Raw genomic sequence first — 24,732 nt, 5'->3', positions numbered from 1 at the left:
CCCTACGAGGAGGAGGCCTTCCACAGAACCTTCTCCCCCGCCAGGATCACCAGTTCTCCGGTGGGGCGCAGCAGCAGGCGCGCGCCGGGGTGGCCCGTGGTTCCGCTCGACCAGGCCCGGCTGCCGTCGGCCTTGCGGACGAGCAGTTCGCCGTCCTGGGTGAGGACGGCGTCGTGGCCGGAGCCCGCGGTGTCGGTGTGCCACGTACGACGGCCGTCGGAATCGAGCAGGGCGAGGTCGCCGGTGCTGTCGAGTGAGAGCCGGACCGTTCCCGCGTCGAGGGTCTCGCCGGGGCGCAGGACGGAGCCGGTGTGGAACTCGATGGAATCGTCGAGTTCTCCCCCGGCCAGGGCCCGCAGGACGGGCAGGGAGGGGCTGAAGGCGTACACGGAGCCCTCGGTGCGCACGAACCGACCGAAGTGGAGGGTGTTGGCCCGGCTGCCGGTGCCGTCCGCCGAGGGGGTCTCGAAGGCGATGGGCGAATCGGGGCCGAGCACCGGGTCGCAGCCGGTGCGCGGGTTGCGGCCGGCCGGGAAGTCGGGATCGTTCACCCACTTGCGCATCACGAGCTCGAACTGCCCCACCAGGTCCGACTGGTGGCAGACGAAGACCAGCCCGCGCGAGGCCTCCGGGCCGTGCTCACCGCCCGAGTCGGGCTTGTAGACGGAGCCGTACGGGATTCCGCGCCGCATCAGGCGCCGCGCGTCGAGCTCCGCCTGGGCCACGGGGGGACGGCCCGGGGTGAGGATCAGGCCGCCGCGCGGGTTCCCCTTGCGGATGTGCGCGAACAGCGGCATCCGCCAGCCCTGCGGGTCCTGGCTGTAGTCGAGTCCGGCGTCGGGGTGCTTGCCCGGCACGGGCAGTTCCTCCGCGGCCGGGCACAGCGCGACCGGCATGCCGCCCGGCCAGCGGCCCATCAGGCGGGCTCCGAGCCATTCCCGGCCGGCGTCGGCGGGCGCGGCGCCGGCGCGCTGGAGGTCGGCGAGGCGCAGGGCGACCTGGGTCCACCAGCCGGGCACGTCCTGCGCGAGGCGGCGTACCACCTGGAAGGCGCCGCCGGTGGCCCAGGCGGGCAGGCCCGTGGGGCGCTTGCCCACCCGCTCGGCGCCCACGACGAACTCGCCGGCGGGGATCAGCCGGGTTCCGGGCTTGCCGAGCACACAGGAGGCGTCGGCCGGGTCGGGCTCGTCGAAGCCCCGTACACCGGGCTGGCTGATGCAGTCGAGGAAGCCGAAGTGCTCGTGCCCGCGGAGCTCGCCGGGGAGGGTGGCCCCGTCCTGGCGGAACAGGACCGTCGCGTCGGCCTTGGCCGCGCCCGCGCGGTGTTCGGCGACGGCGGTGGCGAGGCGTTCGGGCTGGTCGGCGGCGAGCGTGAGGACGGCGTGCACCTCGCGGCCGGGCTCCTGCGAGCCGAACAGCCAGGACTGCGGGGCGCTGGTTCCGGTGTCGCCGATCTGCTGCGCGCGGGCGGCGGAGCCCTGGGTGAAGGCCTCGGCGCTGGAGCCGGCCGGCGCCGCGGGGAAGGGCTCCTTGCCCGCGAACAGGAGCAGCCCCGGATACGTCAGGCTCAGGCCGGTCCACCGGGTGGCCATGGAGTCGGGGTCGATGCCGCCGCTGCGTCGGCGGGCCCTGCTGAAGGCCCGGTTGAAGCGGGCCACTTCCTCGGTGGTGGAGATCGAGGGCAGCAGGCCGGTCAGCCAGTGCCGGGCCTTGTCCGCGTCGCGGAAGTGGAGGAAGAGGAAGCAGGCGTGGTCCTTGCGGAACCCGGCGAGGATGTCGCCCTGGGAGTTGCGGTCGGTGCGCAGCGGGAGGGGCGCGGGCTCGGTGTCCCCGCGCGCGGGCTCGGCGGCCGGGCCGGCCGCCGGGCCGGCCGGGGCTTCGGCGGCCCGGGCCGTGGGCGCGAGGCCCGTGGCGACTCCGGCGGCGGCGAGGGCCGCCGCCTGGACCACGGTCCTGCGGGCGGGTCCGGTGTGGGGGCAGCCCGGGGGCGGCGACGGGGCGAGGGCCATCGGCTTGCTCCAAGTGGCGGTGGGGGGCGGGGAGGGGGAATCGAATACAGGAGGACGGCCGTGTTCAGCGCGGCGGCGCGGCGGGCACTGCGGCGGCGGGCTTGATCAGCGGGGCGACGCGGGGCACACGCGTGGCATCGGTGACCGCGGCGTCGTCGACGAGCCACGGCTGCTCCGCGCTGACCTCGCCGCGCACCCGCTCGGGGGCGGCGTACGGTCCGGCCGCGCGGCATCCGGTTCGTACGGGGCTTCGTGCGCGACCGCGGGGCCGGCGGGGAGCAGGCCGAGGAGAGTGCCGGTGACCGGGTCGCGGGCGGCTTCGGGGTGGTTGCCCTTGCGCGCGACGACGGCCGGGTCCCGGGGGGGAACTCGCCATCGGGAACGCCTGGGTGGGGACGAAGAAGGAGCAGGCCGCTCCCGCGGCGGCAACGGCGGCGGGACCCACGTCCGGCGGCCTGCGGCGGCGTGCCGCGCAACGGGCGAGCTGTGCGGCGCCCTTCGCGATGACGGCGGCGCACAAGAAGGAAAGGACGACGGCGACAGCCATGGGGGCCGGGGACTCCTCAGTGCGGGGGCCGACGGGCAGCGCACCCGCTGCCAGTGATCAACACACTCGGTGATCAACGCCGTGCGCGCGCGCCGGGGCCACCGATGGGGTGATGCGTCGCTGTCGGACCGTCACCCGTACGCACCAGGACCGCCGGCAGCCCCGGGCGGAGCTGCCGGCGGTCAGCCCTCGGCGGTCAGCTCGCGCCGGTAGGTCAGCCCGGGACTGCCGTCCAGGACGGTCTCCCCCACGACCGTGAATCCGGTCCGCCGGAGCACCGCCGCCGAGGCCGCGTTGTCCAGGGCCGCCGACGCGGTGAGGACGCCGAGCCCGTACTCCGTGGCGGCGAGCCGGCAGACCTCCCGGACGGCGGCGGTGGCCGCGCCGCGGCCCGCCGCCCGTTCGCCGATCCGGTAGCCGAGGTCGGCGGCGCCGTCCGCGAGGTCCACCAGGTTGACGCGCCCGATCAGCTCTCCGGCGGCGTCCAGCACGAGGTGGAACCGGCACGCGCCCGTGTCCTGTTCCGCGAGCAGCGCGCGGTGGCGGGCGGCGAACTCCGCGAAGTACGCGTCCCCGCGGTCCGGTACGGAACGGGCGAAGTACGCCCGGTTGTCCCGCTCGAAGGCCAGCAGGGCAACCTCGTGATCGGCCCGCAGGCGTTCGAGTCGCAGCATGCCGGGCAGGATATACAGGCTGCTCGGACGGGCGCCCGCGAGTTTCCCGGGGCACCCGGGGGAACGTCAGAAGAAGGCGGCGGACTCGGCGGAGACACTGGTCGCGACGCTCGCGAAGGCCTCCGACGACGCCGCCGCCGCCGAGGCAGGCTCGGCCGAGGTCGAGATGAAGGGCGGCGCGGCGCAGGGCTGACGCGCGCCGGGGCGGGGCGGAGCCGGAGCCGGAGCCGGGCAGGCTGTGCGTACCGAACGGTTCAGTTCCTACACTGGCCCCGGCACGCAGCGCCATCGCCGCCGCCCCACGCCCTCCCCCGCAGGTACGAAGGACTCCCCCATGGAAGCCGAGACGGCGAACGCCACCGACGCATTCGGCATCCCGGTCCTCCCCGCCGTCCCCGCTTCCTCCGAGGCGGTCCGGCGCAAGCGACGGGCGATCACCGACGCGGCCGCCGCGGAGTTCCTCGCCGAGGGGTACGCGGGCGCCTCCATGGACGCGATCACCAGCCGTTCCGGGGTCTCCAAGGCGACGGTCTACAAGCACTTCGGCACCAAGGAGCGGCTGTTCCTCGCCGTCATCGGCGGCATGGTGCGCCAGGCCTGCGCCGGCCTCGAACCCGACGGCTCCGCCCTCACGGAAGCCGCCGATCTGCGCGCCGCGCTCATCGCCCTCTCCCGGGACCGGGCCGCGCTCCTGCTGCGCCCCGACATCATGCGGCTGCGCCGCCTGGTGATCGGCGAGGGCGAGCGTTTCCCGCAGCTCGGCCGGCTCTGGTTCCGGGTCACGTACGACGGGTACGACAAGCCCCTCGTCGAGGCCTGCGCCGAACTCGCCCGACGCGGAAGGCTCGCCGTCCCCGACCCCGAACTCGCCGTCCGACAGCTCGTCGCCACCACCACCGGCCTCCCGCAACTGGTGGACACCTTCGCACCCGGCACCGGGACGGACCTGGCGGAGCTGACTCGCGTCGTCACCTCGGGAGTCGACCTCTTCCTGGCCCGGTACGCCGCTTCGCAGCCGCCGCAGGCGGGCCGTTCGTCGACAGGGTGAAGTTTCCCGGAATTTCGCCCCGGTGACGGGACGCCTTGCCATGGACGCTCACCGGTCAGGCACAGACTGCTGCCGTGCGGGCAGGAGTTGGCCCGCCCGTGGGATCGGGGACGCTGGTGGAAGAGTTCGGGCGGCGCCATTTCCTGGCCCGGGCCGCGGGGGTCGCCGGGGGCGTCGGGGTCAAGGCGCTCACCGGTACCGCCTCGGCCGCCACCGGCGCGGCGCACGACTCCGCGAGCGCGGCCGGGTACGTGGACGTACAGCTGCTGCACATCACCGACCTGCACGGGTACCTGTCCGCTCCCCCGGACCGGGACGCGCTCATCACCGGCGCGGGCGGCCGTACGTACGCGGTGGGCGGGGTCGCCTACATGGCCACCCATCTGGCCCGGTTGCGGGCCGGCCGGGCCAACTCCTTCTTCTTCGCCCCGGGCGACCTCTTCTCCGGCTGGGAGTTCCCCGCCTTCACCCTCGCCGACGAGCCGACCATCGAGGCACTGAACCGGCTCGGCCTGGACTTCGCGACCGCCGGGAACCACGAGTTCGACCGCACGCCCGGCTTCCTGCGCCGGCACATGGAGGAAGGCGTCCCCTACGACGGGGCGGGACTGACCAACACCTTCCCCGACTCCAGTGGCGCCCCCTTCCACGGCGCCGACTTCCGCTACTACAGCGCCAACGCCGTGTCCGCGGCGAGCGGGGAGACCGTGCTCCCCCCGTACAACATCGAGTGGGTGGACGCGCCGGGCGGGCGGCGGCTGCCGATCGGGTTCATCCACCTGACGGTCGACGGCACCGAGGGGTTCGGGAACTCCTTCCAGCCCGGCCTGACCACCCTCGGCCAGCTCGCCTCCGCCGACCTCTGCGCGGCCCGGCTCAAGGCGCTCGGGGTGGGCGCCATCGTGCTGAGCATGCACGACGGGGCGGTGGCGGGCAGCGACTTCGATTCCGGCAGCGAACCCAGCGGTCCGGCCTATGAGCTGGCGCTGCGCGTGTCGCCGGACATCGACGCGATCGTCACCGGGCATTGGCACTGCGCCTTCAACATGATGCTCCCGGGGCCCGACGGACGGCCGCGGCCCTTCGTCGAGGCCGGCTGCCACGGCCAGATCATCGGCGAGATCACCCTGCGGCTCGACGCGGACACCGGTACGGTCGTCCGCGCGCTCACCAGCTCCGTCAACCACCCCAACACCCGCGACGTGGACCCCGATCCGGTGCTGGGGGAGGTCGTCGACCACTGGGCCGGCTACGCGCGGCGGCGCGGGGCGGGAGCCATCGGACGCCAGCGCGCCTCCTTCAGCCGCCGGCTCTCCCCGGCCGGGGAATCCACCATGGGCAACCTCGTCGCCGACTGGGCACTGTGGGCCGCCCGACAGGCGCCCGACTCCTTCGACACCAGTCCCCGGCCCGCCCGGTCCGGCGCGGACCTGGCGCTCATCGCGGTCGCCCCGCGCATGGGCCGCAGCGTGATCAACACCGATCTGCTCGCCGGTCCCGCCCTGGACGACCCGGTCGGCTTCGAGCGCGCCTGGCGGGCCGTCGGCTACGGATGCCCCCTGGTCAGTGCCGAGGTGAGCGGGCGCCGGCTCCACGAAGCCCTGGAGCAGCAGTGGGCGCTGGACGTCTCCGGCGTGCTGACGTACGCACCGCTCGCGGTGTCGGACAACGTCCGCTACTCCTTCGACGCATCGGGGCCCGTCGGGGACCGGGTGGCGCCGGACGACGTGTTCGTCGACGGGGTCCCGCTGCGGCCGGAGGCCTCGTACCGGATCGTGACCACCTCGTACACGCTCACCGGGCAGGACGGCTACCCGGCCCTCGGCGACTACCGGGAGCCGGCCCGCCACCGGCGGGACACGGACAGCTTCCCGGCGTACGTGTCGGCCCTCGGCACCCTGGAGGCCGTCTCCACGGGCCGGGTCACCGTCAAGCCCGCCCCGCTCTTCGACCCCCCGGGCAGCACGGGCCTGCTGGTGCCCCCGCCGGAGCCGGTGCCGGGGCTGCCCGCGCCCGTCGCGGCGGAGGAGGAGGCCGCGCGGGACGCGGGGCGCCGGCCGGTGTGCTGAGTCAGGGGCCCAGCGGGAGCGTGGCGACCAGGCGGGCCCCCTTCGGGGAGTCCCGGACGGCGAGGGTGCCACCGAGGCGCAGGGCGATGTCGCGGGCGATGGCCAGGCCCAGACCGGTGCCGCCCTCGTCGCGGGCGCGGGCGTCGTCGAGCCGGGTGAAGCGTTCGAAGACCCGCTCGCGGTCGGCGGGTACGATGCCCGATCCGTCGTCGGTGACCTCCAGGACGGCCTCGCCCCGGGACTCGTCCGTGCGCAGGATGAGGGTGACCTGCTGCTCGGCGTGGCGGTCCGCGTTGTCCAGCAGGTTGGTGACGAGCCGCGACAGCCAGATCGTGCTGCCGCGGACCGCGATCCCCGGTGCGATGTCGGCGTGCACGGGGACGCGGGCGCCCCTGCGCGTACGGGCCGCTTCGCGGACCACTTCCGTGAGGTCGACGGCGGCGGCCGGCGGCGGCTCCGAAGTGTCGAGGCGGGCCAGCAGGAGAAGGTCGGCCGCCAGGTCCTGGAGCCGTACGGTGTCCTCCAGCGCGCCGCTGACCAGTTCGCCCCACAGTTCGGGGTCGGGGTGGGCCTGCGCGACCTCCAGCTGGGTGCGGAGCACCGTAATGGGGCTGCGCAGTTCGTGCGAGGCGTCCGCGATGAAGCGGCGCTGGCGGATGCCGGCGGCCTCCAGCCGGTCCAGGGTGGCGTTCATGGTGACGGCGAGCCGGGCCACCTCGTCGCGGGTGGGCGGAACGGGCACCCTGCGGTGCAGTTCGCGGTCGCCGATCTCGGCCATCTCGGCGCGGATCGCCTCCACGGGGCGCAGGGCCCAGCCGGTGACCCGCCAGGTGATCAGGGCCACGACCAGGACGAGCAGCGGGACCACGACGGCCAGCACCGCCATGATGGTCGCGTCGGCGGTGTCGGCGTCCCGGAGCGAGGTCCCGGCGTAGACGGTGACCAGGCCCTTCGCGGTGACGGTGGTGACCTGCACGACGCGCTGGCGGTGTTCCTCGCGGACCCGGCCGCCCTTCCAGGTGTCGCGGACCGTCCCGGGTGCGACGGGTGGTTCGGGGACGAGGGCGGGGCGGCCGCTGAGGTTGGGGCTGGCCGCGAGCACGCGGCCCCGCGCGTCGACGACCTGGAAGAAGCCGGTCCCGCGGCCCGGGGGCGGTACGAGGTCCAGCTGCCCGGTGGACGCCAGCGCGGCCACCTTGGCGGCCTGCCGTTCGGCGTCCTCCTGGGCGCTCCTGGTCAGGTTGGTCTCCAGGGCCCCGAGCAGGGCGAAGGAGGCCACTGCGAGGGCCAGGGCCACCACGGCGGAGGCACCGAGGGTGGCCTGCGCGCGGACGGACCTCGGACGGAGCCGGGACGCGGCCCGGCGCAGCCGGTACGCGAGCTCGCGCGGGCGGTGGGCCGCCGCGCGGGGGCGGCCGCGGTCCTCGTCGAGGTCGTGGAAGTCGTAGGGCCCGTCGGGCTCGCGGGAGTCGTCGGGCTCGCGGGAGTCGTGGGACTCGTCGGGCTCAGCCACCGTCGGCCGCCAGCCGGTAGCCGGCGCCCCGGACGGTTTCCACCGCGGCCCGGCCGAAGGGCGCGTCTATCTTCCGGCGCAGGGCGCTGACGTGGACCTCGACGACGTTGAGGTCCCCTTCGTAGGCGGCGTCCCAGACGTGGTCGAGGATGTCGCGCTTGGGTACGACCTCGCCCGCCCGGCGTGCGAGGTGCACCAGGACGGCGAACTCGCGCGCGGTCAGCCGGGCTTCGACGCCGCCGCGCGTGCAACGCCGGCGGGCCGGGTCGACCAGGAGGTCGCCGAACTCCATGACCTGCGGGCTGCGGCGGCCGGTGCGCCGGATCAGGGCCCGCAGGCGGGCCACGAGGACCACGTAGGAGAACGGCTTGGAGAGGAAGTCGTCGGCGCCGGTGTCCAGGGCCTCGGCCTCGTCGTACTCGCCGTCCTTGGCGGTGAGCATGAGGATGCCGGACTCGCAGCCGGCCGCGCGCAGCCGGGCGCAGACCCGGTAGCCGTTGAGGCCCGGCAGCATGATGTCGAGCACGATGGCGTCGTAGTCGTGCTCCCCGGCCATCCACAGGCCTTGCGGGCCGTCGTGTGCCGTGTCCACAGTGAAGCCCTCGGCCCGCAGACCACGTTGCAGGGCGGCGGCCAGCCGCCGCTCGTCCTCGACCACCAGTACGCGCATGGGGCAAGGTTCTCAGGTCGCGCCGCCGGCTTGCTGAAGGGTTCTTCAGCTCGCTTCAGCGGGGCTTCAGCATCCTGCTCGCAGGATCGGCCGAGCCGGGCACGCCGTCCGGAGAACGCGAGGAGCATCCAGATGACTCAGTCCAGTCCGCAGCCGCCCGAGTACCCCCCGGCCACTGTTCCCGTCGAGGGCGGCGGCGAGGGCAGCAGCGAGGGTGGCGGCGACCCGGCCGGCAAGGCGGCGGGGCGCGGCGCCCGGATCGCCCGCTACACCCGGTTCGCCCGTGAGGGCCGGGGGCGCTGGGTGGCACTCGGGCTCGTGGTGGTGGCGTCCGCCGGCGCGGGGGCCGCGGTGACGGCGGTGGCGGGCCACGACCACGACGTCCGCCGCACGCGCGCGGAGCGGATGTGGGACCGGTTCGACGTCGTGCGGGAGGGGGGCGGCGAGATGACGGCTCCGCTTCCCGCGCGCCCCGGGAAGCCGGGCGAGCCCGGGAAGCCGGGCGAGCCCGGGAAGCCCGGCCTGCGGGGGCAGAAGGGCGAGCGCGGGGTCTTCCCGCCGGACGGCCTCGTGAAGCCGGGAACGCCCGAAGACGAGGAGGGGTTCGTCGCGGAAGGGCGCGACCGGTCCCCCGTACCGCTGCCCGCCCTGCCGGCGGCCCAGGCCCTGGAGAAGGCGGAGGCCGCCGTGCCCGGCGGCAAGGCCGAAGCCCTGCGCGTGGTCGCCCAGGAGGGCGGCGGGAGCGCCTGGCGCGTCGTGGTCCTCGGCTCCGACGGGGTGAGGCACGTCGTGACCCTGGCCGGCGCCGACGGCGCGGTCACGAGCAACACGGTCGCGGGGAAGGGTGCCGGGGCGGCCCGCTGAGCGGGGACGGGCGCACGCTCCTCCGTGCCCCGGACGCTGTCCACGAGGAGAAGGACGCGGCGGGCGCGTTTGGCCGCGCCCGCCGCCGGCACCGTCGTGGGAACTCTATGCGTGGGCCGCCTGGGCGCGGACGGCTCGGGCGCGGACCACGTAGGGCCGGGAGAAGACGCTGATGGCGATGGAGACGGCGGCCACAAAGGTGATGGCCGTGCCGGCAGTGACGTGCTGGGCGATGCCGCCGGCGATCGCGGCTCCGATGCCTTGCCACGTCATCCGGCCGGCGGACTCGACTCCCTGGACCTGGCCACGGACCGGATCAGGGGTCAACTCCAGAAGCTGCTCCTGGAGCGGCAGGGTGGCGGCGAAGCCGGCACTGGCGATGAACACCGCGGCGGTCGCCACCAGCACGGGCGGGTGGACGGCGAACAGCAGGTAGGGGGCGGCGAGCAGCAGTCGCAGGGCGAATGCGTGGCGGCGTCGCTGCTCGGAGGTGAACAGCCGCCCGACCGCAAGGTCTCCGAGGAGCATGCCTGCCGATCCGGCGGCGAGGAAGACGCCGGCGTGATGGGGGGCGTAGGAGATGAACAGGGCCTCGCAGCCGACGATCAGGCCATTGGGGACCCACAGGTTCAGCAGCAGCGTGCGTTGGCCGGAGTGGGAGAAGAGCTCGGTGTTCGTCGTCCAGGTCCGGCGCAGTCCAGGGCGACGGGTCGGACGGATCGAGCGCTCCCGGACCGTCACCACCACCATGACCAGTCCACCGCCGGTCAAGGCTGTCGCGACGGCGAAGACCTCCTGCGGGCTCAGGTACCGCAGCAGTACCGCGCCGATGGCGTAGCCGAGGATGGCCATGCCTCCCGAGGCGATGTTCATCAGCGAACGTGCCAGTGCATAGGCGGAGATCGGCACCACCTCGGCGAGCAGCCCCATCCGTGCGCCCGTTCCCAGGGACTGGAAGAACCCCAGTACAAGGAGCAGACCGAACCGAGCGGTGAGCGGCAGCCCTGGAACCGCCTGTGCGGCCACACCTACGAGCGAGCCGCACTGGAGCACGACGAGGGTCCGGCGAGGACGGCTTCCGTCCGCGACCGACATCAGCGTCAGCGCACCGAGTACCGTCGCGAAGGTGGCGCCGTACATGCTCACGGCGGTCAGGAACGGGGACTTGGTCTGCTGGTTGACCAGCGTGCCGAGCGCGAAGCCCGACAAGGTGCTCGCGGCGACCGTCAGTGTGAAGCTGACGTACAGGCCGACGAATTCACGGTTGCGGAGCAGGTCACGGTAGGTGGTCGGAGGTGTGCCGGAGGCAGATGTGTCAGAAGGCATGAAAAAAGCCTTCGCGCGCCACAAACCCGGGGCGCCGAAGGCCGACTTATTGATTATAGCAAGAGCCCCAGTCCCACCACGGCCCGCGGACGTTCTCTTCGTGCCGGCTCACGGCGAGGCGTCCCGGCCCGTGGGCGTCGGCGCCTCGTGGAGATGCGCCTCGACCGGACCGAGGTGCCGGTCATGGGCCAGGACGATCTCGTCCGCGAGGTTCAGGACGCGGATGGTGCCCCCGGGAAATTCGACGGTGATGCCGATGGCGAAGTCGTAGGCGCCGTGCTGGTGGCGGATCTCCCGGACGGAGAGGATCCGCTGTCCGATGAACCGGGTCATGGGGAAGTCGGGCAGGTCGTCCTCGACCGTGGTGTGGCCGTATTCGTCCATGCCGTAGGGGCCGTGGGGCTGGTCGATCTCCATGGACAGCCCGTCGCCCGGTGTGTGGAACCGGACGGGGCCGAGATCGTCCATGTGCAGCCACATGTGCAGGAGGGTGGGTTCGGTCTCCTGGTAGTGGTGCCAGGACGTCGTCACCTTCAGCAGGTGCCTGCCGACCAGGTCCTCAGCATTGATCATCCGTCGATGCTGCCACGGCGCTGCACGATTCCGGCACTGGTTTCCAGGAGGCGCCGGGCCGCGTCGGCGTAACGCACAACGCGGCCACGCGGCCACGCGGCGACGCGGCTCGGACGGCCCGGGGCCCCGGCGAGCGGGTGACGGGAGCCTTCGCTCCCTGCCACCCGCCCGGGTGCGGCGTACGCCCTACGCCGGCAGGGCGAGCAGGAGCAGGGGGCTGGTCGTCGGCTGCGCCGATCCCCCGGCGGGCTCCAGCGTCAGGCCGACCGCCGTGGCCTTGCCGAGGTCGCCGTCCAGGACGGCCGCGCCGTCGCCGGCGAGGAAGCCGGCCGGGTGCATCGTGTCGCCGTCGGCGAGCCAGAGCTGGTACGTGCGGCCCTCTCCGGCGGCCGGCAGCCGGTCGGCGAGGAACACCGCCCGGTCACGGGCCGCGGAGGTGATCACCGTCGCGGCGGCTCCGCCGCTGGTGCGGCCGTGGACGGTACGGGCGTCCGGGGCCGTGACCACGGCCCGCAGCTCCTGGCTGCGCGCCTCGGTCTGGCGGGCCTCCTGCCGGGCCCGGTCCGCCTGCCCGCTCTCGTGGAGCGCGGCGCCGCCGAAGAGGGCGGCCCCGATGAGGGAAGCGGCGACGACGAAGGCGCCGGCCCTGCGCGGGAGCCGGTCCAGGAAGCCGGCCGCCCGGCGGACGCCGACCCTCGGGGGGAGCTGGCGGACGGTCTCGATGCGCGCGAGGACCTCGGCCTTCAGCTGCGGCGGGGGCACGAGGGCCACGGCCGAGGCCAGTCGGCCGGCCGTGGCGGAGAACTCCGCCACGTCCCCGGAGCACGGCGCGCAGCGGGTCAAGTGCCGGGAGAAGGCCTCCTGTTCACCCGGGCCGAGCGCGTCCAGTACGTAGGCCGCGGTGAGGGTGTGCAGTTCTTCGTCGTGCTTCACGTGGTCACCCCCATGCAGTCGCGCAGGCGGATCAGTCCGTCGCGCATCCGGGTCTTGATCGTGGGAAGAGGAGTCTGGAGGGTCTCGGCGACCTCACGGTAGGTCAGCCCCTGGTAGTAGGCGAGGGTGACGGCCTGGCGCTGGAGCTCGGTCAGCCGGCGCAGGCAGCGTTTGACCTGGTCGCGTTCGAGCCGGGTCTCCACCTGCTCGCTCACCTCGTCGAAGGGCCGTTCCTGGCCGCGTACGCCCACGTCGTGCTCGCGGGTGGCCGAGGCCTGGGCGGAGCGGACCCGGTCGACCGCGCGGCGGTGGGCGATCGTGGCCACCCAGGCCATGACGCTCCCCTGGTCGGGGCGGTAGCGGGCGGCCTGGCGCCACACGTCGATCATCACCTCTTGGGCGACCTCCTCCGACTGCGCCCGGTCGCGGACCACCTTGACGGCGATGCCGAAGACGGTTCCGGCCACGGCGTCGTACAGCGCGGAGAACGCGTCCTGGTCTCCCTGCGCGACGCGTGCCATCAGCTCCGCGAGTTCGGCCGCGGCCGATCCGGGTCCGGTGCCGGGTGTGGTGCCGCCGCCCGGGCCCGGTCCGGGGAAGCGCTGCTTCTCGGGGTTCACCTGAGCGGCCCCCGGGTAAGGCCGGGCCCGGGCGGGCACACCGCGGCCGCGAGTGGTTCTCGCCGGTCCATCCATCGCATGAACGATCCTTCGTGGCAGGCGCACCTGTTCCCCGTCCGCCGAGGTCGCGGTGCGCGCCGGGTCCTTGCTGTCTCACCCTGTCTTCGGAGCCGGCCCGCGCGCGGATTGGCTCGCATGCAGGCGAAAGGCATCCGTTCGGGGGAACCGGCGCCCCGGGACCAAACCGCGCCGGGGGTCCGGGCCGAAGGAGGGCTGCGGGTCCGATCCAGGACCCGCCGCGCGGCGGGTCACGGGGCCGAGCCCCGAAGTCCGCCGCCGCACACCCAGCAAGGAGATCCTTCGTGTCGCGTGTCCTCAAGAGTGCCGCACTCGCCCTCGCTTCGGGCGCCCTTCTCGTGGGCGGGGCCTCGGCGGCCTCGGCCGACGCCGGAGCCCAGGGCATCGCCGCCCACTCCCCGGGGGTCGGCTCGGGCAACCTGATCCAGATCCCCATCCACATCCCGGTCAACGCGTGCGGGAACTCGATCAGCGTGATCGGGCTGCTCAACCCCGCGTTCGGCAACACCTGCGTCAACGCCTGACGCACACCCGGGCCGCAGTCTCCGGCCCGCCGCCGGCTACGGGGCGTCGGCGGGCCGGTGGTCCTCCGGGCCGGCGGGGAGTGGGTCGCCGCTCCTGAGCGCCGCCGGGCCCCGGAGGACCCGCGCGGGCGGTGGCCGTCGGCGCCGCCGCCCGCGTACGGGGGCCGTACGGAGCGAGGCCGTACGACCCCCGCACAAAGGTCAACACACCGACGGATCTTCACGTGATCGGATGACCGGCCCATCCGGAAGGGGTCCGGCGCCGAATGAGGTTCGTGAGCATCAACCGAAGGACAGTCGAGCGCGGCGCCCTCGCCGCGGCGAGCGGCCTGCTGGCGGGGTACGCGGCACTGGCCACCGCCGAGCTGGCCGCGTCCCTGGTCCGGCCGCAGGCGGGACCGGTCACGGTGATCGGCGGAGCGGCCATCGACCGCACTCCGGCGGCGCTCAAGGACTTCGCCATCCGCACCTTCGGCGAGAACGACAAGCTGGTCCTCCAGCTCGGCATCCTCGCCACCGTCGGCCTCCTGGCGGCCCTGCTGGGGATGTTCGCCCTGCGCCACCGCCGCACGGGGGCGGCCGGCGTACTGGCCTTCGGGGTCCTCGGCGCGGCGGCGGCGCTCAGCCGGCCCGACGCGGCCGGGGCGGCGGACGCGTTGCCCTCGCTGGTGGGGGCAACGGCCGGGGCGCTGGTGCTGTACCTGCTGGTGGGGAAGGTGGGCGGGCCGACCGCCCACCCCGCCGACGGGGACGGCGCGTCGGGGGGCGGCTCCGAGGACCCGCCCCCCGCCTGGAACCGCCGGGGCTTCCTCCTCGCGGCCGGCATCACGGCGGCCGCCTCCACCGGCGCGGGCGCCCTCGGCCGGGCCCTGACCGGCCGGCGCGGCCAGGGCGCCACCGCCTCCCGCGCGGCCGTAAGCCTGCCCGCCCCCGCTTCGCCGGCCCCGCCGATCCCGGCCGGGGCGGCCCTGCGGGTTCCCGGGGTCAGCGCCTTCACCACACCGAACAAGGAGTTCTACCGTGTCGACACCGCGCTCGTGGTCCCCAAGGTGGACGCCGACACCTGGCGGCTGCGCATCCACGGCAAGGGCGTCTCCCGCCCGCGCTCCTACTCCTTCGACGAGCTCCTCCAACGCCCGCTGATCGAACGCGACATCACCCTGACCTGCGTGTCGAACGAGGTCGGCGGCCCCTACGCGGGCTCCGCGCGCTGGCTCGGCGTACGCCTGTCGGACCTGTTGCGCGAGGCAGGTGTGCAAGCGCCGTCGCGCGGCGGCCGGGCCGACCAGCTGATCGCGCGGTCGGTGGACGGGATGACGCTGGGCACCCCCGTCGAGGAGGTCATGGACGGCCGGGACGCGATGCTGGCCGTCGCCATGAACGGCGAGCCGCTCCCCTTCGATCACGGCTTCCCGGTCCGGATGGTCGTCCCCGGTCTCTACGGCTACGTCTCCGCCTGCAAGTGGATCCGGGAGATCGAGCTCACCACCTTCGGTTCCTACGACCCCTACTGGGTCAAGCGCGGATGGGCCCGCCGGGCGCCGATCAAGACGCAGGCCCGGATCGACACCCCCAAGCCCTTCGCCCGGATCCCGGCCGGGACCGTGACGGTGGCCGGGGTGGCGTGGGCCCAGCACCGAGGCATCCGGCGGGTCGAGGTCCAGGTCGACGACGGGCCGTGGCAGGAGGCCTCGCTCGCGGCGCAGGCCACCACCGACACCTGGCGCCAGTGGTCCTTCGACTGGAAGGCCGCGCAGGGCGGCCACCGGCTGACCGTCCGGGCCACGGACGGCCGGGGCGAGGTCCAGACCGAGGTGCGGACCCGGACCATCCCGGACGGCGCGAGCGGCCGGCACGGCGTGTTCGTCACGGTCGACTGACCGAAGCGGCGCCTGTTTCAGACCACTTCACGCACCTTTCCCCTCTTTCCTTCCCTTCCTCATGCACCAACCCACTCTCTGGAGAACACCATGAACGCCCTTCGTTTCCGCCGTACCGCCCTCGCCGTGGCCACGGCGGCCGTACTGCCCTTCGCGCTGACCGCCTGCTCCGACTCCGACTCGGGCAAGGACGCGGCCGCCGGTTCCTCCGCCGAAGCCAGCGCGGACGCCTCCTCCCCCGCCGCGGACGTCTCGGCGCCCGTGGCGATGGACGGGCCCTTCGGTGCCGCGTGCGCCGGTGTCCCGAAGGAGGGCGCGGGCAGCTTCGACGGCATGGCCAAGGACCCGGTCGCCACCGCCGCGTCCAACAACCCGGCACTGTCCACCCTGGTCGCCGCCGTCAAGCAGGCCGGCCTGGTCGACACGCTCAACAACGCCAAGGACATCACGGTGTTCGCGCCGACCAACGACGCCTTCGCCAAGATCCCGAAGGCCGACCTCGACAAGGTCCTCGCCGACAAGGCCACGCTGACCAAGATCCTCACGTACCACGTCGTCGGCGAGAAGCTGACGCCGAAGCAGCTGGAGAACGGCTCCTTCGCCACGCTGGAGACCGGGAAGGTGACCACCACCGGCTCGGGCGAGTCCTACAAGGTCAACGGCACGTCCAACGTGGTCTGCGGCAACGTCCCGACCGCCAACGCCACCGTGTACATCGTGGACACCGTCCTGATGCCGAAGTAGCCGTCACGCCGCACCGGTGACCCGCAGGGGCACCGGTCGTTGTAGAAGCGGTCAGCGAAGTGGCCCCCGGAGTCCCGGACCCGTCCTCAGGGTCCGGGACTCCATGCCGTGCTTACCGGTCCGTCACCTGGTCGGCACATGTGACAACGGATTGGACAAGCGGCCGATGTTACTAACACGATGGCCCCCGCAAGTTCGCGGCTGCGCAGGGGGGCAACCCGCTCTTTTCACGTCCCTCCGCCGGGCCGCTCGTCCCCGTCACACCCCTGGAGAGACTTCGCCATGAGCTTCGGCGACCCGAACAACCCCTACGGCCAGCAGCAGCCCCCGCAGGGTCAGCCCGGCTACCCGCAGCAGGCGCCGCAGGGCGTCCCCCCGCAGTACGGCTACCCGCAGCAGCCCGTCGGCGGCGTCCCCCCGCAGCAGCCGTACGGTGCGTACCCGCCGGCCGGCATGCCTCCCATGCCCGGCACCGGAATGCCGCCGCTGGCGCACTGGGGCCTGCGCGTCGGTGCGTTCTTGCTGGACTTCCTGATCACCGTGGTCCCCATGTACGCCATCGGCTTCATCGACCTCGCCCTGAGCGATGACGGCGGCGCCTCCGGGCCTGGCGTCTTCTTCCTGATCGGCTGGCTCTACACCATCGGCATGGGCATCTTCCAGCTCTACAAGGAAGGCACGACCGGCCAGACGATCGGCAAGAAGGTCGTCGGGATCAGCCTGCGCCGCGAGGCCGACGGCAACGTCCTCGGCTTCGGCATGGCCTTCGTCCGCAAGCTCGCGCACTTCCTCGACAGCATCTCCTGCTACATCGGCTACCTGTGGCCGCTGTGGGACGAGAAGAAGCAGACCTTCGCCGACAAGGTGTGCAGCACCGTCGTCATCGTGGTGCCCAAGGGCTGATACGGCCCGACGTCGGGGCCCGTCCGGATCCCGGACGGGCCCCGACGCGTTCGCTACGGCTTGGGGAGCGTGCAGCCGGGGCGGTTCAGGTCGATCGTGTTGCCGGGGCCCACGCAGGGGACGATGGTGTAGGTCTGCTGCGCGTAGTTGATGCCCTGCCGGACCGTCACGGCGCCGCTCTCGGACACCTCGCACGGGTTGTTCATCGTGCAGGACCCGCCGTCCTCGTTGCCCGTGTTGTTCACGGCGACCACCTTGCCCGTTGCTGTGTCGATCACCGGGGAGCCGGAGGTGCCGCCGATGGTGTTGCAGGACGAGGTGTAGCGCAGGGAGTCCTTCCAGGTCCACTCCCCCTCCTTGAGGCGGTACGCGAACCCGTCGACGTTGCAGCTGTACGTTCGCTTCCAGTATCCGGACACCACCTTGATCGCGGTGCCCTGAACCGGGTGGGCGTCGTTCAGGGTGAGCGCGCTGATGCCGTACTGGCTGCTGATCTGCGCGTAGGTCTTGGTCAGTTGGTAGATCGAGATGTCGGTGTCGGTCATCGTGGCGTACGAGATCTTGCTCGCGCGCAGCGTCGCGACCTTGGAGCCCGAGGCGTTGAGCAGCGAGAAGGAGCGGCTGGACGCCTTGTCCTTGACGACCTGTCCGGCCGCCGGCATGCCGGACTCCAGACAGTGGCCGTTGGACAGGACGAGCGCGGGGTCGGTGGGCAGCGAGTTCGGCACGCGGACGACGGAGCCGGAGCAGTTGCTGAGCGCGACCGTGCCGGCGAAGTTGACCGCGACGGCCTGTGCGACCGTGTCCCGGGGTGCCTGGGCCACGGCCGGCGAGGCCGCCGCTCCGGTGAGGAGCAGGGCGAACGCGGCGCCGGCGAGAGGCTTGTTCATGTGGGGGTTCCCCTCTGGGTGACAATGCGACCGAAGATCCTTCGGTTGTCATGCGCATTGTTAAGAGCCGTGGCTCAACCCACAAGAGGGCCTTGGCAGTTCAAGCCTCCGGGAGGAGCGGCCGCCGTCCGGCCCACAGCGACCGACGACAGCCCGGGAGAGCGCTCTCAGCCTTTCCCTCGGTACGGGTTACCCTCTGTCCGACAGGGCCGGGACCCCCAGGGCCCGGGCTGCCGCCCCCGGTACACGCACGAGGAGCGCCCGTGGCCGAACAGGTTCCCGCCGGCCGGCCCACCCTGGAAGCGGTGGCGGCGCGCGCGGGGGTGTCCAGGGCCACCGCGTCCCGGGTCGTCAACGGCGGCGACGGCGTCCGCGCGCACCTCGTGGACAAGGTCCGCGCGGCCGTCCTGGACCTCGGCTACGTGCCGAACCACGCGGCCCGCGCGCTGGTCACCCGGCGCACCGGCGCGGTCGCCGTGATCATCGCCGAGCCGGAGATCCGGATCTTCTCCGACCCCTTCTTCTCCCGCCAGGTCCGCGGCATCAGCAGAGAACTGACCGCGCACGACACGCAGTTGGTGCTGCTCCTGGTCGAGCACCGCGGGGACTACGGCCGGATCGAGCGGTACCTGGCGGGCGGCCACGTCGACGGCGCGCTCGCGTTCTCGCTGCACACCGACGACCCGCTGCCCGCGATCACGCGCCGCATCGGCATGCCCACCGTCTACGGCGGGCGGCCAGCCTGGACCGGGCATGCGGACGGAGCGGCTCCGTACGGTCCGCTGTCGTACGTCGACGCCGACAACCGCGGGGGCGCGCGCGAGGCCGTACGGTACCTGGTGTCCCGGGGGCGGCGGCAGATCGCGCACATCGCCGGGCCGCTCGACCAGACATCGGCGACCGACCGGCTGGACGGGTACCGGGACGTACTGCTCGACGCGGATCCGGCGCTGGTCGCCGAGGGGGACTTCACCGCGGCGGGCGGAGCCCGGGCGATGGCCGAGCTGCTGGAGCGCTGCCCGGATCTCGACGCGGTGTTCGCCGCGAACGACCTGATGGCGACGGGCGCGCTGGGCGTGCTGCGCGCGAACGGCCGGTCCGTACCGGGGGACGTGGCGCTGGTCGGCTTCGACGATGCCGAGCTGGTGGCGGAGGGCGCCGATCCGCCGCTGACGACCGTACGCCAGGACATCGAGGGCATGGGGCGCCTGATGGTCCGGCTGCTGCTGCGGTCCCTCGACCCGGCGCACGGTTCGCACCGGATACCGGGATCCGTGATCACCCCGACCTCGCTGGTGGTGCGCGGCTCGGCCTGAGGGATCGGTTCCCGCGGGCCGGTGGCATGGTGGCGGGCCCCGCACCCTGGTGGGTGCGGGGCCCGAGGCCTGCCGGTCGCGCGGGGTCGCTCCGTACGGCTAGCCGGTACGGGAGCCGGCCGGACGCTCCCAGCGGTAGAACTCCTGGGCCATGGCGTCCTTGGGGCTGCGCCAGGTCTCCGGGTTGTGCGGGCTGACGTAGGCGGTGAGCCGGTCGCTGAGCTCCCGGAACTCCGGGTGGCCGGTGACGTCGGCGATGGCCGGGCCGGGGGGCCGGTCCGACTCGATGAAGTGCATGTACACGTCGCCGAACTGGAAGAGGCTGCGGCGGGTGACCCCGACGAGGTGCGGCAGCTCGCCCGCGTCCGAGGCCGCGAAGAGCTCGGCGATGTCGGGGGCGGACTGCGGCGCCATGCGGGCCACGATGAGAGCGCGGTGCATCCGGTGTGCTGCCTTTCGTCTCAGACGCGACTGGCCGCGGGCGTGCGGCTCTCGCGTTCGCGCTGTTCGATCTTGTCCCGGATCAGTTGCAGCTGGACCTTGGAGTTGCGGTTGATGTTCGCGGTCATCCAGGCGTCGTCGACGGGTGCCGTCGGCTTCATCGCGAAGTCCTGGGTCCACACCATCCGGGTGCCGCCGGGGACTTCGAAGTACTGCCAGTGGATGTTCATGTGCTCGAACGGGCCGGTCTCGACGCGGCGGGCGCGCACGGTGCGGGTGACGGGGTCGGGGGTGCGTTCGGAGACCCAGCTCCAGACGGTGCCGTTCTCGTCGGGGTGCATCGTCAGGCGGAAGCGGGTGGTGGGCCCGTCCTCCTCCAGGACCTCCAGCGAGGCGTACTCGCTGAACAGCCCGGGCCAGCTGGGGAGATCGTTGGTCATCTCCCAGACGGTCTCCATGGGCGCCTTGACGACGATTTCGTTCTCGGTGTGTCCTGCCATCTCAAGCTCCGGTCATCAGGCTGGTGTTGACGAGGTCGAGGAACTCTTTGGGGGTCTTGCAGCGGTCCGCGTCGGTGGGCAGGGCCCGGCCGCGCTGGTTCTCCAGCAGCCCGACGATGCCGAGCAGACCCAGCGAGTCGAGGCCGTAGTCGTCGAACAGGGAGTCCGGGCGGTTCTTCATGTCGGCCGGGTCCACGGTGATGCCGGCCCCGGACTTCATCAGGGCGGCCAGCTCCTCGACGGTCAGTCGTTCGGACATGAGCGGCTCCTTCTGTCTCTAGGAGGGGATCTGGATGACGAGCGCGGCGTTGGAGCCCATGAGGCCCCGGCTCAGTACGAGCGCGGTGCGCAGCTGCGCCGGGCGGGCGCTGCCGGTCACCACGTCGAGGTCGTGGCACACGTCGAAGACGTTCGGCGTGGGCGGGACGATGCCGTGTTCCAGGGCGAGGACCGCGGCGGCGGTGTCGAGGGCGGGTGCCGCGCAATAGGCCCGGCCCGTCCCGGTCTTGGGCGCCGTGACCGGCACCTTGCGCCCGTGCGCTCCGAGGGCGGAGAGGATCGCGGCCGCCTCGGCCCGGTCGGCTTCCGGGGTGCCGAGCGCGTCGGCGAAGACCACGTCGACCTCTTCGGGGGCGCAGCCCGCCTCCCGCAGGGCGCCCTTGATGGCGTGGGCCAGGCCCTCGGCGGAGGCCTCGGCCCGTTCGGGGTGGTGCGGGCCGGTGAAGGTCGCCGCGTGTCCCGCCAGGAGGGCCCGTACGGAGGCGCCGCGGCGCAGGGCCGCCTGCTCCTCCTCCACCAGGAACATCGCTCCGCCCTCGGCGGGTACGAAGCCGCAGGCCTTCTCGGTGAAGGGCCGGTAGGCCCGCTCCGGGTCCTCGTGGGTGCTCAGGGCCTCGTAGCCGAGCTGGCAGACGATGGAGTACGGGGCCAGGGGCGCCTCGGTGGCTCCGACCAGCATGGCCTTGCTGCCCTGGTTGATGGCCCGGGCGGCGTGCGCGAAGGCGTCGAGTCCGCCCGCCTCGTCGGCGGCGACGACCCCGCAGGGGCCCTTGAGGCCCCGGCGGATGGAGATCTGCCCGGTGCTGGCCGCGTAGAACCAGGCGATCGACTGGTACGGGCCGACGTAGCGCGGGCCCTGGCCCCAGAGGTGCTGCAGCTCGCGCTGGCCGAACTCGCCGCCTCCCGACCCGGCGGCGGTGACCACGCCGACGGAGAAGGGGTCGTCCTCGTAGTCGGCCCGGCCGAGGCGGCCGTCCTCCAGGGCGAGGTCGGCCGCGGCGAGGGCGTGGTGGGTGTAGCGGTCGGTCTGGACGAGATAGCGTTCCTCGACCATCGAGGCCGCGTCGAAGCCCCGCACCTCGCCGGCGACGCGCAGCGGGAGGTGCTCGCAGCCCTCCCGGGTGACGCGGCCGAGGACGGAGGCGCCCGACTCGGTCGCCTTCCAGAAGGCCTCGGCGCCGATCCCGTTGGGTGCGACCACTCCGATGCCCGTGATGACCGTACGGACGCTCACGAGACCACCTCCTCCTTGCGCTCGTCGGGGCGGGTCATGACGACCGCGGACTGGAAGCCGCCGAAGCCGCTGCCGACGGAGAGCACGTTGCGCAGCTTGCGCTCGCGGGCGACGCGCGGGACGTAGTCCAGGTCGCATTCGGGGTCGGGGGTCTCGTAGTTGGCCGTGGGCGGGACGACCTGGTGGGTCATCGCCAGGACGCAGGCGGCCAGTTCGATCGCCCCGATGGCGCCGAGGGAGTGCCCCACCATGGACTTGATGGAGGTCATCGGCGTCTTGTAGGCGTGGTCTCCCAGGACCTTCTTGACCGCCGCCGTCTCGTGGCGGTCGTTCTGCTTGGTCCCGGAGCCGTGCGCGTTGACGTAGTCGATCTCGCGGGCGTCGGTGCGGGCCTGGGCGAGGGCGGTTTCGATGGCGCGGGCCATCTCCAGGCCCTCGGTGGTCAGCCCCGTCATGTGGTGGGCGTTGCCGAAGGTGGCGTAGCCGCCGATCTCGCAGTAGACGGTCGCGCCGCGCGCGCGGGCGTGTTCCAGCTCTTCCAGGACCAGGACGGCGCCGCCTTCGCCGAGGACGAAGCCGTCGCGGTCGGCGTCGAAGGGCCGGGAGGCGTGGGCGGGGTCGTCGTTGTTGGGCGAGGTGGCCTTGATGGCGTCGAAGCAGGCCACGGTGATCGGCGAGACGGGTGAGTCGGAGGCGCCGGCGATGCAGACGTCCATCTTGCCCTCGGCGATGGAGTGGAAGGCGTAGCCGATGGCGTCGAGTCCGGAGGTGCAGCCGGTGGAGACGGTCTGGACCGGTCCGCGCGCTCCCGTCTTCTCCGCGACGGCGGAGGCCAGGGTGGCCGGGGTGAAGGCGCGGTGCAGGTGGGCCCCGGCGAGCCGGTGGTCCACGTCCCACCAGTCGCCCGACTGGCTGACGGCCACGTAGTCGTTCTCCAGGCGGGTGGTGCCGCCCACGGCGGTGCCGAGGGAGACTCCGGTGCGCCAGGCCTGGTCCGTGGTGAGGTCGAGTCCGGCGTCGCGCACGGCTTCGGCGGCGGCGACCAGCGCGAACTGGATGTACCGGTCCGCGCGGGCCGCCTCCTCGGCACCGAGGCCGTGTGCGGCGGGGTCGAAGTCGACCTCCGCGGCTATCCGGGAGCGGAAACCGGTCGGGTCGAAGAGGGTGATGCCGCGGGTCGCCGTACGGCCGTTGGAGAGCAGTTCCCAGAAGGCGGAGGTGCCGATCCCACCGGGGGCGACGACGCCGACCCCGGTGACGGCCACGCGTCGGCGGGTCACGAGACCGCTCCCGCACGGTCCGGGGGCCGCTCCCAGGCGGAGCCCTCCGGGTTGACGGCCTCCTCCGTGTCCACGTGCCCGAGCTTGGGGTCCGGGGCCAGCGGTCCGAGGTGGAAGACCATGCGGGCCTCGGTGCCGCCGACGTTGCGGAAGCGGTGGCGCACGTTCATCGGGACGAGGAGCCCCTGGTCGGTGAGGAGCGGGTGGGCCTCGCCGTCGAGGTCGACCTCCAGCTCACCGGCGACCACGTACACGAACTCCTCGGAGTACGGGTGGTAGTGCTCGGCGATGTGTTCGCCCGGCGCCATGACGGCCAGGCCCATGAAGCCGCTGGTGCAGCCCACCGAGGTCGGTGTCAGGACGGCCCTCAGGTCGCCGCCGCGCCTCGTGTTGGGCTGCGTCTCGCTGAGGTCCACGATGTGCGGTGGGCGTTGTCTGGTCATGGCGGGGGTTCCTCCTGGCGGTGGGGAGCCTGGACGGGGCTGGTGGGTGGGGGGTCCGGGGTGTGCGGTCCGGGGGGCCGGATGGGCCGGCTGGGGGGTGCCGCTGCGGATCAGCCCTCGGCGGGGGCCCGGCGGTCGGTGATCAGGCTCATGGTGTGGCGGACCGCGGACTCGGCGGCCCCCTCGGACCCGCTGACGGGCCCGGCCATCAGGCGGGCGAGGACGGCCGCCTTGCGCGGTCCCCGGACGCCGAAGGCGGTTTCCAGCCCGGCGCCGTGCGGGCTGCGCACGTCGATGAGGCGTACGACGATGTCGTCGCGCTGGAAGATGCTGCTGCTCACGGTCGGGGCGTCGGACCGGTGGGCCGCTTCCTCGTCCTGCCGGGCGAGGAACTTGGCCAGCGCCGGTCCGCAGCCGGGCTTGGCCGGGTAGAACAGCGCGTGACGCCGTACGTCGGAGCGGTCCGCGGCGCCGGCCTCGCGGGCGGCGACGTGGTGGACCGCCGGGAGCGCGGCCTTCATGAAGAACATCCGGGCGGACTCGGGGTTGCCGAGGTCGCGGTCCTGTTCGAGGTAGGGGTTGATGGCCTCCTCGACGGCCCGTACCTCGGGCTGCTCGGAGACGTGCCGCAGGGCTGACATCAGGTCCCCGCGGACCTCCACCGTACGCACGACCCGGTTGCCGTGCATGAACAGCGTGGTGCGGCAGAGCCGGGTGTGGCCGTCGACGTCGGCCGCCGGGGAGGCGTAGCTGGAGAGGAGGGCCGCGACCTCCTTCTCGCTGCCGGGCTTGACCGTGAAGGTCAGGGCGTGGCGGACGATGTCGGCGCCGAGCCGCGGCCCTTCCTGCAGCCGGGCGCCCGTGGGCCGCTGCGCGTCCTGGTAGCCGCGGCCGGTCTCGCGCAGGACGGTGTACTTGAGCGGGCGCATGGCGCGGGCGCAGGCGCCCAGCGGGCGGACCTGTTCGGCGTGGTGCTCGCTGTTGACCCAGGCGAGGTACTGCGGGGCGCTCTCCCACTCGCTGGTGATGAGCCACTGCGAAGGGTTCTCGAAGGACTGGCAGAGCTGGTCGCTGATGTGCCCCGGTTCCGACGCGATGTCGTGGCGCATTTGCTCGTACGCCTCGAAGAACCGCTGCTGGGCTCCTTCGTGGAGGTCCATCAGCAGGACGACCCTGAGCATGGATCCGTCGAAGGCGGACTGTGACACCCGTTCGGACAGGGTGGTCGTCATCTGCTCACTCCTTCGTGAGGGCCCTGGGGGAGGGCGGGGATTCTCATCGCGTACGGACCCTCGTCCGTCATCGGCGGTGGCCGCCCCGGACCGGCGGCCGTCGCGGGGACGGCAGGCTGGCGTGTCTTCGGGGGAACCGCTG

Annotated in this window: 25 protein-coding genes; 9 read left to right on the top strand and 16 right to left on the bottom strand. The window is 73.2% G+C overall.

Going from position 1 to position 24,732, the window contains the following annotated elements:
- Window positions 1-2 precede the first annotated feature (2 nt).
- Both OHA37_RS37210 and OHA37_RS37205 read right to left on the bottom strand, forming a co-directional pair.
- A complete protein-coding gene (locus OHA37_RS37210; protein ID WP_266912208.1) occupies window positions 3-2,009 on the bottom strand; it encodes a peroxidase in 2,007 nt (668 codons plus the stop codon).
- A 729-nt stretch (window positions 2,010-2,738) separates the two neighbouring features.
- Window positions 2,739-3,230 carry a GNAT family N-acetyltransferase gene (locus OHA37_RS37205; protein WP_266912206.1) on the bottom strand — a complete coding sequence of 164 codons (492 nt, stop codon included), beginning with the start codon at window positions 3,228-3,230 and terminating at the stop codon, window positions 2,739-2,741.
- Here OHA37_RS37205 and OHA37_RS37200 point away from each other — a divergent pair.
- The 3 genes from OHA37_RS37200 to OHA37_RS37190 all read left to right on the top strand — a co-directional run bounded on the left by OHA37_RS37200 (window position 3,229) and on the right by OHA37_RS37190 (window position 6,347).
- Entirely contained in the window at window positions 3,229-3,423 is a 195-nt protein-coding gene (locus OHA37_RS37200) for a hypothetical protein (protein WP_266912204.1), read from the top strand. The two genes, OHA37_RS37205 and OHA37_RS37200, sit on opposite strands and share 2 nt — an antisense overlap.
- Window positions 3,424-3,564: 141 nt before the next feature.
- On the top strand, window positions 3,565-4,278 hold the full coding sequence (locus OHA37_RS37195) for a TetR/AcrR family transcriptional regulator (protein ID WP_266912202.1): 714 nt from the start codon (window positions 3,565-3,567) through the stop codon (window positions 4,276-4,278).
- Between the two features lie 98 nt (window positions 4,279-4,376).
- The gene (locus OHA37_RS37190) at window positions 4,377-6,347 is read left to right on the top strand and encodes a bifunctional metallophosphatase/5'-nucleotidase (protein WP_323182398.1); all 1,971 of its coding nucleotides are present in this window, start codon (window positions 4,377-4,379) and stop codon (window positions 6,345-6,347) included.
- A gap of 1 nt (window position 6,348) precedes the next feature.
- On the opposite strand, the gene OHA37_RS37185 is transcribed toward OHA37_RS37190, so the two are convergent.
- Window positions 6,349-7,716, bottom strand: a complete 1,368-nt coding sequence (locus tag OHA37_RS37185; RefSeq protein WP_266913424.1) for a sensor histidine kinase — start codon at window positions 7,714-7,716, stop codon at window positions 6,349-6,351.
- A gap of 136 nt (window positions 7,717-7,852) precedes the next feature.
- The gene (locus OHA37_RS37180) at window positions 7,853-8,530 is read right to left on the bottom strand and encodes a response regulator transcription factor (RefSeq protein ID WP_266912200.1); all 678 of its coding nucleotides are present in this window, start codon (window positions 8,528-8,530) and stop codon (window positions 7,853-7,855) included.
- Between the two features lie 132 nt (window positions 8,531-8,662).
- On the opposite strand from OHA37_RS37180, the gene OHA37_RS37175 reads away from it, so the two are divergent.
- Window positions 8,663-9,394 (top strand): PepSY domain-containing protein, encoded by a 732-nt coding sequence (locus OHA37_RS37175; protein ID WP_266912198.1) that lies wholly within the window; start codon window positions 8,663-8,665, stop codon window positions 9,392-9,394.
- A gap of 105 nt (window positions 9,395-9,499) precedes the next feature.
- On the opposite strand, the gene OHA37_RS37170 is transcribed toward OHA37_RS37175, so the two are convergent.
- The 4 genes from OHA37_RS37170 to sigK form a co-directional block, all read right to left on the bottom strand.
- Window positions 9,500-10,720, bottom strand: coding sequence for an MFS transporter (locus tag OHA37_RS37170; protein WP_266912196.1), 1,221 nt, complete (start codon window positions 10,718-10,720; stop codon window positions 9,500-9,502).
- Between the two features lie 108 nt (window positions 10,721-10,828).
- Window positions 10,829-11,293: a hypothetical protein gene (locus OHA37_RS37165; protein WP_266912194.1), complete on the bottom strand. Its 465-nt coding sequence runs from the start codon at window positions 11,291-11,293 to the stop codon at window positions 10,829-10,831.
- Between the two features lie 186 nt (window positions 11,294-11,479).
- The gene (locus OHA37_RS37160) at window positions 11,480-12,226 is read right to left on the bottom strand and encodes an anti-sigma factor (protein WP_266912192.1); all 747 of its coding nucleotides are present in this window, start codon (window positions 12,224-12,226) and stop codon (window positions 11,480-11,482) included.
- On the bottom strand, window positions 12,223-12,846 hold the full coding sequence (sigK, locus tag OHA37_RS37155; protein ID WP_443046270.1) for an ECF RNA polymerase sigma factor SigK: 624 nt from the start codon (window positions 12,844-12,846) through the stop codon (window positions 12,223-12,225). The genes OHA37_RS37160 and sigK overlap by 4 nt, the downstream gene beginning before the upstream one ends.
- A gap of 362 nt (window positions 12,847-13,208) precedes the next feature.
- Here sigK and OHA37_RS37150 point away from each other — a divergent pair, with 362 nt between their 5' ends.
- The 4 genes from OHA37_RS37150 (at window position 13,209) to OHA37_RS37135 (ending at window position 16,975) form a co-directional block, all read left to right on the top strand.
- The gene (locus OHA37_RS37150) at window positions 13,209-13,448 is read left to right on the top strand and encodes a chaplin (RefSeq protein WP_266912190.1); all 240 of its coding nucleotides are present in this window, start codon (window positions 13,209-13,211) and stop codon (window positions 13,446-13,448) included.
- Between the two features lie 266 nt (window positions 13,449-13,714).
- The gene (locus tag OHA37_RS37145; RefSeq protein ID WP_266912188.1) at window positions 13,715-15,328 is read left to right on the top strand and encodes a molybdopterin-dependent oxidoreductase; all 1,614 of its coding nucleotides are present in this window, start codon (window positions 13,715-13,717) and stop codon (window positions 15,326-15,328) included.
- 90 nt (window positions 15,329-15,418) lie between these two features.
- Entirely contained in the window at window positions 15,419-16,072 is a 654-nt protein-coding gene (locus tag OHA37_RS37140) for a fasciclin domain-containing protein (RefSeq protein WP_266912186.1), read from the top strand.
- A gap of 282 nt (window positions 16,073-16,354) precedes the next feature.
- Window positions 16,355-16,975 (top strand): RDD family protein, encoded by a 621-nt coding sequence (locus OHA37_RS37135; RefSeq protein ID WP_266912184.1) that lies wholly within the window; start codon window positions 16,355-16,357, stop codon window positions 16,973-16,975.
- A gap of 53 nt (window positions 16,976-17,028) precedes the next feature.
- On the opposite strand, the gene OHA37_RS37130 is transcribed toward OHA37_RS37135, so the two are convergent.
- The gene (locus tag OHA37_RS37130) at window positions 17,029-17,865 is read right to left on the bottom strand and encodes a S1 family peptidase (protein WP_266912181.1); all 837 of its coding nucleotides are present in this window, start codon (window positions 17,863-17,865) and stop codon (window positions 17,029-17,031) included.
- A 263-nt stretch (window positions 17,866-18,128) separates the two neighbouring features.
- Between OHA37_RS37130 and OHA37_RS37125 the strand changes: the two genes are divergently transcribed.
- Window positions 18,129-19,181, top strand: coding sequence for a LacI family DNA-binding transcriptional regulator (locus OHA37_RS37125; protein ID WP_266912179.1), 1,053 nt, complete (start codon window positions 18,129-18,131; stop codon window positions 19,179-19,181).
- 99 nt (window positions 19,182-19,280) lie between these two features.
- Here OHA37_RS37125 and OHA37_RS37120 read toward each other — a convergent pair whose 3' ends face one another.
- The 7 genes from OHA37_RS37120 to OHA37_RS37090 form a co-directional block, all read right to left on the bottom strand.
- Window positions 19,281-19,622, bottom strand: coding sequence for a TcmI family type II polyketide cyclase (locus OHA37_RS37120; protein ID WP_266912177.1), 342 nt, complete (start codon window positions 19,620-19,622; stop codon window positions 19,281-19,283).
- Window positions 19,623-19,642: 20 nt separating this feature from the next.
- Window positions 19,643-20,122, bottom strand: coding sequence for an SRPBCC family protein (locus OHA37_RS37115; RefSeq protein WP_266912175.1), 480 nt, complete (start codon window positions 20,120-20,122; stop codon window positions 19,643-19,645).
- A gap of 1 nt (window position 20,123) precedes the next feature.
- On the bottom strand, window positions 20,124-20,381 hold the full coding sequence (locus OHA37_RS37110) for a phosphopantetheine-binding protein (RefSeq protein ID WP_250743221.1): 258 nt from the start codon (window positions 20,379-20,381) through the stop codon (window positions 20,124-20,126).
- Between the two features lie 18 nt (window positions 20,382-20,399).
- Window positions 20,400-21,635, bottom strand: a complete 1,236-nt coding sequence (locus tag OHA37_RS37105) for a ketosynthase chain-length factor (RefSeq protein ID WP_266912173.1) — start codon at window positions 21,633-21,635, stop codon at window positions 20,400-20,402.
- On the bottom strand, window positions 21,632-22,915 hold the full coding sequence (locus tag OHA37_RS37100; protein WP_266912171.1) for a beta-ketoacyl-[acyl-carrier-protein] synthase family protein: 1,284 nt from the start codon (window positions 22,913-22,915) through the stop codon (window positions 21,632-21,634). Before OHA37_RS37100 ends, OHA37_RS37105 begins: the two co-directional genes overlap by 4 nt.
- Entirely contained in the window at window positions 22,912-23,358 is a 447-nt protein-coding gene (locus OHA37_RS37095) for a cupin domain-containing protein (RefSeq protein WP_266912169.1), read from the bottom strand. Before OHA37_RS37095 ends, OHA37_RS37100 begins: the two co-directional genes overlap by 4 nt.
- Before the next feature lie 110 nt (window positions 23,359-23,468).
- Window positions 23,469-24,590, bottom strand: coding sequence for a SchA/CurD-like domain-containing protein (locus OHA37_RS37090; protein WP_266912167.1), 1,122 nt, complete (start codon window positions 24,588-24,590; stop codon window positions 23,469-23,471).
- Between the last annotated feature and the right edge of the window lie 142 nt (window positions 24,591-24,732).

This window comes from Streptomyces sp. NBC_00335 (genome assembly GCF_036127095.1).
Classification (GTDB): domain Bacteria; phylum Actinomycetota; class Actinomycetes; order Streptomycetales; family Streptomycetaceae; genus Streptomyces.
The sequence above is the reverse complement of the archived record's forward strand: the minus strand, read 5'-3'. Positions and strand labels throughout refer to the sequence as shown.